10 protein-coding genes and 1 pseudogene are annotated in these 12,546 nt (G+C 45.0%); 6 read left to right on the plus strand and 5 right to left on the minus strand.

Annotation, left to right across the window (positions count from 1 at the left end; all coding sequences use genetic code 11):
- Positions 1–95: 95 nt before the first annotated feature.
- Positions 96–1,832, minus strand: coding sequence for a BCCT family transporter (locus R7F67_RS15120; protein WP_138939664.1), 1,737 nt, complete (start codon positions 1,830–1,832; stop codon positions 96–98).
- 319 nt (positions 1,833–2,151) lie between these two features.
- Between R7F67_RS15120 and R7F67_RS15125 the strand changes: the two genes are divergently transcribed.
- The 6 genes and pseudogenes from R7F67_RS15125 to R7F67_RS15150 all read left to right on the plus strand — a co-directional run bounded on the left by R7F67_RS15125 (position 2,152) and on the right by R7F67_RS15150 (position 8,029).
- A complete protein-coding gene (locus R7F67_RS15125; protein ID WP_054577059.1) occupies positions 2,152–3,339 on the plus strand; it encodes an aromatic ring-hydroxylating oxygenase subunit alpha in 1,188 nt (395 codons plus the stop codon).
- Position 3,340: 1 nt separating this feature from the next.
- The gene (locus R7F67_RS15130) at positions 3,341–4,777 is read left to right on the plus strand and encodes an aldehyde dehydrogenase family protein (protein WP_054577060.1); all 1,437 of its coding nucleotides are present in this window, start codon (positions 3,341–3,343) and stop codon (positions 4,775–4,777) included.
- A 142-nt stretch (positions 4,778–4,919) separates the two neighbouring features.
- Positions 4,920–5,081: pseudogene (locus R7F67_RS15135) on the plus strand (rubredoxin); the annotation flags it as partial.
- Complete coding sequence (locus R7F67_RS15140) at positions 5,070–6,353, plus strand: NAD(P)/FAD-dependent oxidoreductase (RefSeq protein ID WP_230856647.1); 1,284 nt, start codon at positions 5,070–5,072, stop codon at positions 6,351–6,353. The pseudogene R7F67_RS15135 and the gene R7F67_RS15140, both read left to right, overlap by 12 nt.
- A gap of 12 nt (positions 6,354–6,365) precedes the next feature.
- Complete coding sequence (locus R7F67_RS15145; protein ID WP_005385877.1) at positions 6,366–7,682, plus strand: NAD(P)/FAD-dependent oxidoreductase; 1,317 nt, start codon at positions 6,366–6,368, stop codon at positions 7,680–7,682.
- Positions 7,679–8,029: an ethanolamine utilization protein EutQ gene (locus R7F67_RS15150; protein ID WP_017635301.1), complete on the plus strand. Its 351-nt coding sequence runs from the start codon at positions 7,679–7,681 to the stop codon at positions 8,027–8,029. The genes R7F67_RS15145 and R7F67_RS15150 overlap by 4 nt, the downstream gene beginning before the upstream one ends.
- Before the next feature lie 226 nt (positions 8,030–8,255).
- Here the strand turns inward: R7F67_RS15150 and azu are convergent, their stop codons facing one another.
- The 4 genes from azu to norR form a co-directional block, all read right to left on the minus strand.
- The gene (gene azu / locus R7F67_RS15155) at positions 8,256–8,708 is read right to left on the minus strand and encodes an azurin (RefSeq protein ID WP_005375211.1); all 453 of its coding nucleotides are present in this window, start codon (positions 8,706–8,708) and stop codon (positions 8,256–8,258) included.
- 335 nt (positions 8,709–9,043) lie between these two features.
- Positions 9,044–9,694, minus strand: coding sequence for an HAD family hydrolase (locus R7F67_RS15160; RefSeq protein WP_005385872.1), 651 nt, complete (start codon positions 9,692–9,694; stop codon positions 9,044–9,046).
- 269 nt (positions 9,695–9,963) lie between these two features.
- Entirely contained in the window at positions 9,964–10,482 is a 519-nt protein-coding gene (locus tag R7F67_RS15165) for a hypothetical protein (protein WP_053307894.1), read from the minus strand.
- Positions 10,483–10,879: 397 nt separating this feature from the next.
- The gene (gene norR / locus R7F67_RS15170; RefSeq protein WP_005375220.1) at positions 10,880–12,412 is read right to left on the minus strand and encodes a nitric oxide reductase transcriptional regulator NorR; all 1,533 of its coding nucleotides are present in this window, start codon (positions 12,410–12,412) and stop codon (positions 10,880–10,882) included.
- Between the last annotated feature and the right edge of the window lie 134 nt (positions 12,413–12,546).

A 12,546-nucleotide genomic window follows, 5' to 3' on the forward strand; every position in this document is an offset into this window, starting at 1 on the left:
CTTTAAAATACAAAACGCCCGATGAAGTACATCGAGCGTTTTAGTTAAAAAGTGTCAACCCATATCAGGACGGGTCAGATTGATGAAACGACGCACTAACTTAGTACTGGTCCCTGATTGAGTGTGGAATCACTTTTTTGTGAGGATCTTGAAGCGATAGGCTCGGAAGCCACTGTTTTGCTTTCAACAAGCGGTTCAACAGGACCATCAAGTTTCTCTTGCTCTGGGTGAACATGCTCAGGCAGCATTGCCCATGGCTTAGGTTCGCGTCGAATACTATGAAACAGCGTTAAGCTCATCACCGCGATAAAAATGGCGATAGGGAAACCGGCAATAATGGAGGCCGTTTGCATTGCTTTTAACCCTCCTGCGTATAGAAGTACTCCCGCAATGGCTGCGATCATGATCCCCCACAATACGCGTATAGAGGTAGGAGGCTCACTGTGCCCAGCGGCATCGAGGGTACATAGAACCAAGGTACCCGAGTCTGCGGAGGTAATGAAATAAGTACCGAGCAATAGACACGCAAGTACGCTAAGTAGTTTACCAAACATACCTGTATCTAGATTGTCGAATAGCGTAAACAAAGCGCGTGTCGTATCGGCTTTAGTCGCTTCAAGAATCGGGCCGCCAGAAAAATCCGCAGGTGGTGTTTGTTTGGCTTCTTGTGCCGCAGTGACTTGCTCTTGATGAGCAACACGAGCGTCTTGCTCTACCTTCAACGCTGCACCACCAAATACTGAAATCCATAAGAACGTGATCAGCGTGGGTACGATGAGAGCACCGCCGATAAGTTCACGTATTGTGCGTCCTTTAGAGATACGAGCCACAAACATGCCAACGAAAGGTGCCCAAGTCATCCACCAAGGCCAGTAATAAGCCGTCCACCAGTTTTGCCAGCCAGAGTCATTCTGTGCATCGCTCCATAAGCTCATACCGACAATGTTTTGTGCATAAAGCCCCGTACTTTCGAGTAGCGTATTTAAGATATAGCGAGTTGGACCAATGTAAAGTACGACTAGCACGAGTGCGAGTGAAAGCAGCATGTTCCATTCTGATAAACGGCGAATACCTTTTCCTACACCAGATAGCACCGACGCAACCGCACAAGTACAAAGGGAAACGATAATAAAGAGTTGAATCCCCAAACTAATGTCTAGACCAAAGGCTTGATTCAAACCAGAGTTTATTTGGATAACTCCCATCCCCAAGGTTTGAGAGATACCGAAAGCTGTCACCGCGACTGTTAGGATATCAACCGTGTGCCCGATAGGCCCATAAATACGATCACCAATCAAAGGGTACAAGATAGAGCGTAGGGTAAAAGGCAGATCTTTACGGTAGGAAAAGTAAGCTAATGCGAGTGCAACAATGATAAAGACAGACCAAGGATGTAGACCCCAGTGAAAGAATGTCAGTTTCATTGATGTTGTTGCGGCTTCATTGGTCAGGCCTTGAGTAAATGGGTTGTCAGCGTAATGCCACATCGGTTCGGCGACCGACCAGAAAATTAAGCCTATCCCCATACCTCCGGAAAAAAGCATGGATACCCAAGACAAATAACTAAACTCTGGTTTTTCGTCATCTTTACTCAAACGAATATGCCCATATCGACTAACCATAAGGTAAAGAAGAAAACCGACAACGAGTGAAACAAGTCCGATGTAAAACCACTTCATATTCTGTAGCAAAATGCCAGAAATCGTTTCGAAGTATTGGCCCGCTTGATTGGCGAGAATGGCGCAGAAAAGTACAAAACCGATAACGACGATCTTTGATGCGATTGTCACAGTCGGATTGAGTCCTTTCAATATCCCAGATGTTGCTCTCATAGGCATCCCTCACAGTGCGTTTGTTTTAACGTTATTGTTTGTTGCGTTATTGTTAATTTTTGAAAGAGAGTAGAGAGAGGGCTTTTGTGTTTCAACTGATTAATACTCATCGGTTAATGAGTATTAATCATGACAAGAAGATCATTGTTAATTAAAAGGTTATTTTTTTGTTCGAGATCAATGCATGAATGACAAAAACTCATCCAAGCCCGGCGAAAAAGTCGTTTGTTTGTTGCCGGGTTGTTAATCACAATTATCTCCACTAACACAACACGATGTTGTACGCACTGGATGCAACTCGACTCTCGGAGATAAGAATATGAGCAATGTCAACCAAACCATTATTCCTGTTGAACTTGTTGATAATGTACTGAACCCAATCAGTGAAGCAACAGGAATGCCGAATCAGGCCTACACCAGCGAAGAGTATTTTACTTTTGAGCGTGATCAGGTGTTTGGTAACACTTGGGTATGTATTGGTTTTGCATCAGACCTGCTTAAAAATGGTTATGTAATGCCACTTGATTTCATGAATCTTCCACTACTCATGATGAGAAATCGTCAAGGTGAAGTCCAAGTCTTCCACAACGTGTGTAGCCACCGAGGTATGAAGCTGGTTCATGAGGCAGGCGAAGTTCAAGGCATGATTCGCTGTCCTTACCATTCATGGACGTACGATCTTGACGGCAATCTAAAAGGCACACCACACATTGGTGGTATCGCAAAACACAAAGATGACCGATTTAAGTGTGAAAAACATGGCCTTAAGCCACTTCGTTCAGCCGTTTGGATGGACATGGTGTTCGTCAACTTATCGGGCAATGCAGAAAGCTTTGAAGAGCATATCGCGCCGCTAGAGCAACGTTGGCAGCAATTCTTAGGTGAAGAAGGATTAGGGCTTCTTCGCCGCGTGAACATGGGTGGCAACCTAGAGATAGAAGTGAAAAGTAACTGGAAGCTTGCCGTAGAAAACTACTGTGAAGCTTACCACTTACCTTGGGTGCATCCGAGTTTGAACAGTTATTCTCGCCTAGAGGATCACTACAACATCATGTTTGCAGAGCGTTTTGCTGGCCAAGGTAGTCTCGCATACAACCTCTCTGATACTGCAGGAACACACTTACCTAAATTTCCAAACTGGCCAGAAGATAAACTGCGTCATGCAGAATATGTTGCACTCTTTCCAAACGTGTTGCTTGGTATTCAAGCCGATCATGCCTTTGCGATGATGATTGAACCAATCACTGCGAATAAGAGTGTTGAGCACCTACGTGTTTTCTATGTGGGTGATGAAGCAACGAAAGATGAGTTCGCTGCGTGCCGTACTGCTACCGTTGAGTCATGGCGAGTCGTATTCGGCGAAGATATTGGAGCGGTCGAGGGCATGCAGGAAGGTCGTTACTCACCTGGCTTTGGTGGTGGTGTGTTCTCACCAGAAATGGATGTTCCGACGCATTTCTTTCAAACCTGGTTGGCAAAGCAAGTGAAAGCGGCACTGGAGCAGTAATATGATGCATTACCTTAATTATATTGATGGTGAGTGGTGCGATTCAGAGCAAGCGCTGACCGTCATGAACCCTGGCACAGCCGAAGCGTATGCGACGGTTGCAGAAGCCACTATCACCGATGCAGATCGCGCAATGGCAGCGGCACGTCGAGTAGTCAATCAAGGCGTTCTTTCGGACGTTCGTCCAGCCGTCAGAACCGAGTGGATGTTAAAAGCCGCCGCGGCTATTCGTGAAATGGCTGATGAAGGTGGGTTAGTTGCCTGCCGTGAAAATGGGAAATCTTTGCAAGATGCCAAAGATGAGTTTTTAGAATCGGCACGTTACTTCGAATACTACGCTGGCATGGCCGACAAGCTAGAAGGCACGTCAATTCCGTTGGGTAAAGATTATGTCGATTTCACCCAATATGTGCCGTTTGGTGTGTCAGTGCAGATTGTGCCGTGGAATTTCCCAGTTTCTATTTGTGCACGCTCATTAGCACCTGCATTAGCTGCTGGTAACGCAGTGGTGATCAAATCGCCAGAGATTTCCCCACTCGCTATGACGTTGTTGATTAAAGCGATTGAAAAAGCGGGTTTCCCAAAAGGCGCGATTAACTTGCTATGTGGCAAAGGCTCCGTAGTTGGCAGCCACTTGGTGCAGCATCAAGACGTTGATCAAATTGTCTTTACAGGTTCTGTGCCGACCGGCCAACGCATACTGAAAGATTCAGCGCAACGCGCCACACCATCTGTGATGGAGCTGGGTGGTAAATCGGCCGCTATCGCATTGAAAGATGTGAGTCTCGAAACGCTTTTACAAAGCGTTCAAGTCGGTATTTTCTTTAACGCTGGTCAAGTTTGTTCGGCAATGTCTCGTTTGCTAATTCAAAAAGAGCGTTATGAAGAAGTAAAAGCGGCGGTAGTGAAAATGGCGCAAGACCTAACCATTGGTCAAGGTGAAAGCCAGCCGGATATAACACCGTTGGTATCGGCTGATCAACAAGCGCGCGTGCTTGAAATGATAGAACAAGCAAAAGCCGACGGCGCGAACATCCTAACGGGTGGATACGCCCCTGATTTGTCGGGTTACTTTGTGGCACCGACGGTGATTGAAGCCTCACCAGATATGCGTATTGCTCAAGAAGAAGTGTTTGGTCCTGTACTGGTAATTACACCGTTTGAAACCGAGCAAGAGGCCGTTGAAATCGCGAATGGCACCGATTTTGGCCTGGTCGCTGGTGTCTTTGGTGAAAGCCTAAACCAAACATTGCGTGTGGCACAGCAACTGCGTGGTGGACAAGTGTTCATCAATGAATGGTTTGCTGGTGGCATCGAAACACCATTTGGTGGCGTGGGCTTGTCCGGGTTTGGGCGAGAAAAAGGACAAGAAGCGATTTATAGCTACGTCCAGACACGCAATATTGCCATTCGTTTGCAGCAAGACAGCAACGTATAGCTACCGTGTAACTGTATTTTCATCACCTCGTACCGGCTTGGATTTCAGACCACAAGCTAGGGCGAGGTTGATGGAATCACAACAAATCTGACAGCGGTTTGTAAACACGGAAATTCTGAACAAGGTAGTTGGAGTATAAGTGATGAGAAAGTGGCTCTGTATTATTTGCGGCTTAATCTATGATGAAGCACAAGGTTGGCCATCCGATGGCATTGCACCAGGAACAGCATGGGAAGATGTACCGGATGACTGGTTATGTCCTGACTGTTTAGTGGGTAAGGCCGATTTTGAAATGATCGAAATTACCGACGACGCGCCACTAGAAGAGGTTGCAGCGGTGTCTTCGGTGTCGGTAGAAGCGTCTGTTCAGCCAAATACTGCTCAGCCTCTTCCATCTGAAGTTACTCAACCTGTATTCTCAAATGACCCTATCGTTATCATCGGTAGTGGCCACAGTGGTTACCAGTTGGCGGCGGCACTTAGAGCGCAATCTGAGAAGGTTCCGATCACTGTCTTTACCGCTGATGATGGCGCTTTGTACAGCAAACCAGCATTGTCTAATGCACTGGTCATGAATAAAGACGGCGACGCGCTACAAAGTGAGAGCGCGTTGGAGTGGGAAAGCCGTCTCAATATCCGAGTTTACCCGCATACCCGTGTTGAACAGATCGATCGTGCCAATTCAACGTTACATACCTCCATCGGTAAATACGCCTACAGCCGCTTGGTACTGGCAACAGGTGCATCACCGATTGAAATCCCTATTGAGGGCGATCGCTCTTGGGTTATGAGTGTGAACGACTTAGTTGATTACCGCCGTTTCAGAGCGGAGCTGCAAGACAAAAAGCGCATCGCGATCCTAGGTGATGGCTTAATTGGCTGTGAGTTCGCAAATGATCTGATCGAAAGCGGTTATGAAGTAACAGTTATCGGGTTGGGTCAATGGCCAATGGAGCGTTTGATCCCGCAACAGTTGGGTGAATCATTACAAAGCGCACTTGCCGATCGAGGCGTGCAATGGGCTCTACAAGACAGTATCACCAGAATCGAACCAAGGTCGGAATCTAGTGCGGTTTTACATCTAAACAGTGGCAAGCAGATTGAAGCAGATCTAGTGCTGAGCGCGGTTGGACTCAAGCCAAATGTTTCTCTGGCTGAGCGCGCGGGGCTTGAAGTTGGCCGGGGCATTAAAGTGAATCAATTCGGCCAGACGAGTGATGAGAATATTTACTCGCTAGGTGACTGTGTTGAAACTGAGCAAGGTTGGCAGCCCTATATTGCACCGATTAATCAAATGATCCCTTCTGTAGCGAAAAGCTTGCTAGGCGATGTCGCCCCTATCTCGTTAACACCAACTCCAGTGATTGTAAAAACGCCGATTCTTCCACTCACGATTTTCCCGGTAGCCGCTGAAGAACAGGGACAATGGTACATCGAGACCCAAGCAGATGAATTGACCGCTGCGTTTTATTCACCAGAAGGAGCAATGCTCGGTTTTGCGTTGCTAGGAAGAAAAGTACAGTCATTACGCGGCCCTTGGCTAGATCAATTGTCATTGAAACTGTCAGTAGCGTAGCGGAGAAAAAAGATGATTCATTTACCCAATGATGACGTGACGTGTGGTTGGTACCATGCGTTGCCAAGTATTCCAGAAAAATCGGCGTTAAAAGGTAAACAAAGTGCTGACTATGCCGTGTTAGGTGCCGGTTTCGCAGGCCTAGCTATGGCAAGACGTTTAGCTGAACTTATGCCTAATGCACGAATTATACTGATTGATGCGCAACGTATCGGCCAAGGGGCTTCAGGAAGAAATTCGGGCTTTGTTATCGATTTGCCTCATAAGTTTTCACTTGAGCATCCCGACCCTGAGCACAAACAAAAGTTATTGTCGCTCAACCGTTCTGCGATTGCTCAGCTAAACACTTTAGTGTCGAAGCACAGTATTTCTTGTCAGTGGTCAGCAAAGGGCAAATATCAAGGAGCCGTAGGGGCGCGCGGTGAAGCGTATCTCGATCACTTTGAGCACCTAATGAAAGACCTTGGCGAACCATACTTCCATGTTAATGGCAGTGAGCTGGCGAAAGTCTTGGGAACCAACTACTACAGCCGCGCAATTTACACGCCAGGTGGTTATTTAATGCAACCTGCTGCTTTGGTGCGTGGGCTAGGGGAAAGCCTTCCAGAGAACGTCGAGGTGTTAGAGAACTCGCCAATCCGCAAGCTCAGTAAAGAAAACGGTTGCTGGGTACTACATGGAGATAGTGGCTCTGTTGAAACCCCTGAACTGCTGCTTGGGACCAGCATTTTTACTCGGGAGTTTGGTTATCTTAAAAACAGACTACTTCCAGTGATGACGTTTGCAAGCTGGACGCGTCCATTAACCGACGCAGAAATGCAACGATACGGAGGTGAGCTGAATTGGGGGTTAACTCCAGCTGATCATGCGGGAACGACGTTACGTATGACCGCCGATCGACGTATTTTGATCCGCAATACTTACAAACACGTGCCGAAATATGGCTCAAGCATGAACGATAAAGTCAGAGAACAAATTCGCGACGATCATCGTCAGGTCTTTCTGGCGCGTTATCCCGAGCTGGCCGACGTACCATTTACTCACACATGGGGTGGGGTGTATGCAATCTCTCGTAACTTTACTAACTTTTTCGGTCAATTAGATGAAGGTGTTTATGCCAGCGCTTGTGACAATGGTGTTGGTGCTGCGTGGGGAACCATTTCTGGAACACTGTTAGCTGACTATGTCGTTGGTGCGACATCTAAATCATTGGATGACATACAGCAAGTGACAGGAATGCCTTGTTTGAATCCGCCAGAGCCTTTTTTAGGTTTGGGAGTAAAAACGCGTATCCAATTAGCAAAATGGCAAAGCCGGAGTGAATTATGAAGCCAGTCAAACTTGTTGATAGTAAAAGTCTAGATTTCAATGTTCGTGGTGATACGCCAGGAATGGCGTATGTTGCCAGGGCGTTAAGCCCAGAAATTTCACCAAACATAGGCGTAGGCTTTGCTAAATGGGAAGGCGCTAAAGTGGCTTGGACAGTGCTTTATGATGAGGTTATTTTCGTGATTGAAGGCTGTTTCGAGCTGACCGCAAATGGTGAAACACATTTTGTGCACCCAGGTCAGATGCTGTGGATACCGGAAGGGACTGAATTGGTTTATGGTGGGCATGCTCTGTTCGGCTATGTGGTTCATCCAGGAAACTGGAAAGAGTTACATGGTATTGAATGACTTTTATCATTTAGTTGTGTTTCGGAAAGGCAAAATAAAAATCTGATTTTTAACCATAACTTTTCGCAAAAGAACTTAATCTCAATGGAGCAAGGGTTTCATACTTGCTATGTTTCTTGGTCACGTTTCCAGACGTGTTAGACCTTTCTCAATTGCTATTTTATCTATCAAAAAGGGAAGCCTTGGCTTCCCTATAATGAGTCTTCTTTTGGCTTGGCTAAAGCTTTTATTTTAGCTCAAATTTACCCTGCATGATTGCCCAGTGACCCGGGAACGAACAGAAGAATGAATAGTCACCGCCGGCTTTCATTTTCTCAGTACTGAACGTAATGCTGGTGCTTTCACCGCCACCAATTACTTTTGTGTGAGCGTAGACGCGATCATCATTTGGTTTTACGTAGTTATTTTCTGCTCCAGCTGCCATGCCATCAGTACCGACTGCTTGTAGGTTGGCTGTGTCAGAGATGACCACGTTGTGACCCATCGATTGCGCTGGCATCTTACCTGTGTGATTCAGCGTTAGTTTTACCTCTTTACAAGTGGCTGGTACGCTCAATGTTTTAGTAGAAAACTGCATCATATCGTTAGCATCTAATGACACTTCACACTCGGCACTGGCTTGGGCACCAAAGCTCATTCCTACTAATGCGAAGGTTGTTGCTAATAAACGTAAAGACATATAACACTCTCCATTTTGTATTTTAGGCTGACTTGGATTGATCTTATCCAATAGTTCTCATTATCAGCCAATTTTCACTCCAAAAACGTGCTTCAATCGGTATATTGACGTTTTGTTGCAAGCTTGTACTGGTCAGTTCCGCTATTTGATCACTCAAATGCCTTATTTCATGCGATTGCGTGAGTTAAATCAAAAGTCGTGATTAGCCAGAGTTAAGGTGAAAATAATCTCTCTAAACGGGTGGCAGAATTGTTTGGTTTTACGGTATTGGAGAGGTTTCAAGAAAGAAGCTCAGCTAAATTGCTGAGCTTCTAGAGAACAGACGACAAGTAGGCCTAGCGAGTTTGCTTTAACGTGTGCAACACATCATGCAGTGAAGGTGCGACAGTATGGCCTAATTGCTTTATTTCGTCACAAGGCTCAACCAAATCAGGAATTTGATAAGTGATCATGTTCGCTGCTACCGCAGCACGTACGCCATTATTTGAATCTTCAAAAGCGAGACATTTGGTTGGATCTACGCTTAGACGACTTGCTGCAAGCAGGTAGATCTCTGGATCAGGTTTGCCGTGTGACACTTCACAGCCTGTCGTTAAGTTGTCGAAATACTTGCTTAGGCCCGCTAACTCCAACTTCTTCTGTGCCACTTCTTTTGCTGTAGAAGTGGCGACTGCAATTGGCAACCCTTGGCCTTTCAACCACTCAAGCAGCTCAATCACCCCTTCTTTTACCGGTATCGCTTGGTGCTTAACCACAGCGTCGTAACGGTCGCGCCACTCTTGGTGTAAGCGGTCAAGATCATCCCCATAAGCTTTACGAAAAATCACTTCAATGCCCGCTGCATTGCGACCAATGATTGAAAGGTAAACATCTTTATAGAAGGGTAGGTTCTGGGCTTCACATGCTTCTTGGAAAATATGCATACAGACGCGCTCAGTATCAAGGAGCAAACCATCCATATCAAAAATAGCAGCTTGGTAGTTCATTACATTAAGACTTTTTGGTTGGGATGGCGCATTTTGACACAAGCAGATCGTTTTTTCTTCTAAAAATTAGAACTTGATTTTGATCCTATGAGTTCACATTGCCTCTGAACACACTATACACAGAGTCTATAAATTAGGTGTGAAATATAATATTTTTAAAATTATAAAAATTTCAGTTAAATAGATAAAACTCTATCTTAATATAAGCTAGAGTTTTATTAATATTCTATTGTTATTTTAACTATTGGATAATTTATTAATAGTTAAAATTAATAATAAAATAATACCAAGTCACGATTGTTTACGACTGCATGAGTGTACCAGCTCTTGACTTCAGATATTTGTTGCTCTGATAAGCCTCCGAAGTCAACGTTATCTTGGTGAATATCTTGATTTTTTATCATAAAAACAACAGGGAAATCGTCAGGGAGTGGGAATTTTATGGGATAATCGGTATTAGTGAATGGAATATCGCAGAAATCGTTTACATCGCAAGGATACCAAGAGTTATTGGATAAGTAATAACCAGTGATCTTACATATAGCTTCAAGCAAGTAAGCATAGGCGTAACCCAAGTGACTGTATTTTATCTCTTCAGACAGCATCTGCATAAGAAGCTCTTCAGCTCGGATGCTTTCGCCACTACTTTCCAGCATTTCATTAATCACTTTAAAGGAGTCTTGACACCTTTCCATGATGGCTTTTTCTAGCTCTGGATTACGCTCATTCTTTAGTACGTTAAAAACCTTTTCAGTATCTAATGAATATACTGTCGCCCCATATCCCATATTTTATTCTCCTCACTTTTATACAGTTAAATTCATTTAAGTGTTTTTATCGAAGGGATTATATTTTGATGTTTTTTGAAGGTAAAGTGTATACATAGAGGTTGTATTTATTATGATGAACTTTGAAAGTTTAGATTCTTAAAATAAATACTATATATTTAATTTTATTAGATCTGGCTCATAAAAATACCTTAACTATTATTGTGTTTATTGTTAAGGGTTATTAAATCTGTGAGGTGGTTCAAGACAATAAAATTTAGAAGAAAATACCGTCAAACTTAGGTGGCTATTCTATCTGAGCACTCAGCTCACTACTTATAGTGGGCTGAGTGAGCGGTTGGGCATCGGCTCTTTATTTGGCGATGAATATGCCATATTAGGTGATATTCGTTAGTGTCTATTTTATCCCTAGCCGTTTTGCTAATCGGTGCAAATTGCCGTTATCTAATTCAAGCTGACGTGCCGTTGCTGCCCAGTTACCTTGGTTCTCTTCCAGAACTCGAACAATCATCGCTTTTTGGAAGGCGTCTGTGGCAGGCTTTAATCCGCCTTCTGGTAGCTCAAGCCGAGATTTTTGTTCCGTTTCTTCAACGTTCTTGATGTTCTGATTCGGCGTTCGGATGTCAAAATCTTGCTCAACTAACTCAATGTCCATGGCGTGGGTACGCGCTTTTGCCAAAACACCAGCACGTTTAATGACATGTTCAAGCTCTCGCACGTTGCCTGGCCATGAATAGTCTTTGAGTGCCTGCACCAAAGTGGGGGACAAACGAATGCTGTTCAATCCCAATTTGCTTCTTAAACGTTCGGCAAAAAAGCCTGCGAGTAACACCACATCGTCTTCACGTTCACGAAGAGGTGGAACATGAAGCGGGAAGACGCTTAGACGGTGATATAAGTCGGCTCGGAAGCGACCAGCAGTCACTTCTTCATGCAATATACGGTTGGTGGCGGCGACAATGCGTGTATTGACTCGAATATGGCGGTCATCACCCACACGTTGAATGTCGCCGTATTGTAGGGCTCGAAGTAACTTGGCTTGCAGCTCTAACGACAGTTCGCCGACTTCATCTAAAAACAGTGTGCCGCCATCGGCTTGTTCGAACTTACCCTTGCGATTGCTGATTGCGCCTGTAAATGCGCCTTTGATATGGCCGAACAACTCGCTTTCCGCGACTGATTCTGGCAGCGCCGCACAGTTGAGGTAAACCAAAGTATTGCTAGAGCGGCTAGAGCGATGGTGAATAGCGCTGGCAACCAACTCTTTACCTACGCCCGTTTCTCCCATCACCAGCACAGACAATTCCGTATCGGCGACGGCATCAATCTGCTCTTGAAGATTCTTCATACCCTGAGAGTTGCCAATGATTTCATTACTTAAGGTGCGCTTCTCGGCGTAAGAGTCACGTGGCAGGCTCGCTTGTGTTTCTAATTGCTCTAACAGGAGTGCAGTGTGTAGGCCACCTGCTGCCAACGCGCTGACAAAACGTAACTCTTGGTTGCGTAGCCCATCAAATTGATTGGGGTCGAAGGCGTCAATCGTAATGGCACCAATCAGTTGATCGTCGATCAGCAGAGGTAAACCAATGCAGGAATGGACATGCAGTTTGTCATCGTGGTTTGGAATCAAGCCATCGTATGGATCAGGTAAGTCGCTGTCAGAGGGAAAGCGCACGATATCGCCTGCTCGGGCAATGGCTTCTAATCTTGGGTGCTGCTCAATGGAGAAACGGCGTCCAAGCACTTCTTTCGCCAATCCATTGATCGCTAAAGGTTTAAAGTGTTGGTCTTCATACAAAAGAAGGGCAGAAGAGTCACACTTCAATACCTCTCGAATCGTGGTTAACAACGTATCGAAGCGAGCCTGTTGAGTGAGGGCCGAGTTAAGGTCTTGCGTGATGTGTAGCCATTGCGCGATTAAAGAAGTCATAGCCAATACCGATTGTGTCAATATGACTATTGTAGTGTCTTAATGACAATTTTCAACTGTGTCTAAATGACAGTTGTTAAAGTTAATATTTAATTAAGTTGTTGAAATATAAGATAATTAAAAGTTGGCACGCC

Origin of the sequence: Vibrio sp. YT-17 (genome assembly GCF_033337375.1) — a bacterium.
GTDB classification, from domain to species: Bacteria; Pseudomonadota; Gammaproteobacteria; order Enterobacterales; family Vibrionaceae; genus Vibrio; species Vibrio alginolyticus.

What these genes read in the sequence shown, in the direction of transcription:
- R7F67_RS15120 (WP_138939664.1), bottom strand. Translation starts at nt 1,832, where the DNA reads ATGAGAGCAACATCTGGGATATTGAAAGGACTCAATCCGACTGTGACA.
- R7F67_RS15125 (WP_054577059.1), top strand. Translation starts at nt 2,152, where the DNA reads ATGAGCAATGTCAACCAAACCATTATTCCTGTTGAACTTGTTGATAAT.
- R7F67_RS15130 (WP_054577060.1), top strand. Translation starts at nt 3,341, where the DNA reads ATGATGCATTACCTTAATTATATTGATGGTGAGTGGTGCGATTCAGAG.
- R7F67_RS15140 (WP_230856647.1), top strand. Translation starts at nt 5,070, where the DNA reads ATGATCGAAATTACCGACGACGCGCCACTAGAAGAGGTTGCAGCGGTG.
- R7F67_RS15145 (WP_005385877.1), top strand. Translation starts at nt 6,366, where the DNA reads ATGATTCATTTACCCAATGATGACGTGACGTGTGGTTGGTACCATGCG.
- R7F67_RS15150 (WP_017635301.1), top strand. Translation starts at nt 7,679, where the DNA reads ATGAAGCCAGTCAAACTTGTTGATAGTAAAAGTCTAGATTTCAATGTT.
- azu (WP_005375211.1), bottom strand. Translation starts at nt 8,708, where the DNA reads ATGTCTTTACGTTTATTAGCAACAACCTTCGCATTAGTAGGAATGAGC.
- R7F67_RS15160 (WP_005385872.1), bottom strand. Translation starts at nt 9,694, where the DNA reads ATGAACTACCAAGCTGCTATTTTTGATATGGATGGTTTGCTCCTTGAT.
- R7F67_RS15165 (WP_053307894.1), bottom strand. Translation starts at nt 10,482, where the DNA reads ATGGGATATGGGGCGACAGTATATTCATTAGATACTGAAAAGGTTTTT.
- norR (WP_005375220.1), bottom strand. Translation starts at nt 12,412, where the DNA reads ATGACTTCTTTAATCGCGCAATGGCTACACATCACGCAAGACCTTAAC.